This window comes from Bacillus sp. JJ1532, assembly GCF_036965085.1.
In the GTDB taxonomy this organism is placed as follows: Bacteria; Bacillota; Bacilli; order Bacillales; family Cytobacillaceae; genus Cytobacillus.
In genome coordinates this window covers 1-1,625 of the sequence record NZ_JBALOW010000025.1, presented here as the reverse complement: position 1 = coordinate 1,625, position 1,625 = coordinate 1, and the positions used below count along the sequence as shown (strand labels likewise).

Sequence of the window (1,625 nt, the reverse complement as noted above, 5' to 3'; positions counted from 1 at the left end):
GTCTATTTATTGAAGTATCAAGTACTTCAATTCTTCCTTAGAAAGGAGGTGATCCAGCCGCACCTTCCGATACGGCTACCTTGTTACGACTTCACCCCAATCATCTGTCCCACCTTAGGCGGCTGGCTCCTTACGGTTACCCCACCGACTTCGGGTGTTACAAACTCTCGTGGTGTGACGGGCGGTGTGTACAAGGCCCGGGAACGTATTCACCGCGGCATGCTGATCCGCGATTACTAGCGATTCCGGCTTCATGCAGGCGAGTTGCAGCCTGCAATCCGAACTGAGAATGGTTTTATGGGATTGGCTAAACCTCGCGGTCTTGCAGCCCTTTGTACCATCCATTGTAGCACGTGTGTAGCCCAGGTCATAAGGGGCATGATGATTTGACGTCATCCCCACCTTCCTCCGGTTTGTCACCGGCAGTCACCTTAGAGTGCCCAACTGAATGCTGGCAACTAAGATCAAGGGTTGCGCTCGTTGCGGGACTTAACCCAACATCTCACGACACGAGCTGACGACAACCATGCACCACCTGTCACTCTGTCCCCCGAAGGGGAAAGTCCTATCTCTAGGATTGTCAGAGGATGTCAAGACCTGGTAAGGTTCTTCGCGTTGCTTCGAATTAAACCACATGCTCCACCGCTTGTGCGGGCCCCCGTCAATTCCTTTGAGTTTCAGCCTTGCGGCCGTACTCCCCAGGCGGAGTGCTTAATGCGTTTGCTGCAGCACTAAAGGGCGGAAACCCTCTAACACTTAGCACTCATCGTTTACGGCGTGGACTACCAGGGTATCTAATCCTGTTCGCTCCCCACGCTTTCGCGCCTCAGCGTCAGTTACAGACCAGAGAGTCGCCTTCGCCACTGGTGTTCCTCCACATCTCTACGCATTTCACCGCTACACGTGGAATTCCACTCTCCTCTTCTGCACTCAAGTCCCCCAGTTTCCAATGACCCTCCACGGTTGAGCCGTGGGCTTTCACATCAGACTTAAAGGACCGCCTGCGCGCGCTTTACGCCCAATAATTCCGGACAACGCTTGCCACCTACGTATTACCGCGGCTGCTGGCACGTAGTTAGCCGTGGCTTTCTGGTTAGGTACCGTCAAGGTACCGCCCTATTCGAACGGTACTTGTTCTTCCCTAACAACAGAGTTTTACGATCCGAAAACCTTCATCACTCACGCGGCGTTGCTCCGTCAGACTTTCGTCCATTGCGGAAGATTCCCTACTGCTGCCTCCCGTAGGAGTCTGGGCCGTGTCTCAGTCCCAGTGTGGCCGATCACCCTCTCAGGTCGGCTACGCATCGTTGCCTTGGTGAGCCGTTACCTCACCAACTAGCTAATGCGCCGCGGGCCCATCTGTAAGTGATAGCCGAAGCCATCTTTCAGCTTTCCTACATGAGTAGAAAAGAATTATCCGGTATTAGCTCCGGTTTCCCGAAGTTATCCCAGTCTTACAGGCAGGTTGCCCACGTGTTACTCACCCGTCCGCCGCTAACTTTTGGGAGCAAGCTCCCGCAAGTTCGCTCGACTTGCATGTATTAGGCACGCCGCCAGCGTTCGTCCTGAGCCAGGATCAAACTCTCCAATAAATTGTGAGTTGATTAGCTCATAAATGTCTTTTT

The 1,625-nt window shown here is 53.5% G+C and carries 1 rRNA gene; it reads right to left on the bottom strand.

The features are described 5' to 3' along the window. Window positions 1–41: 41 nt before the first annotated feature. Window positions 42–1,592: ribosomal RNA gene (locus tag V7122_RS10620) — 16S ribosomal RNA — on the bottom strand. Between the last annotated feature and the right edge of the window lie 33 nt (window positions 1,593–1,625).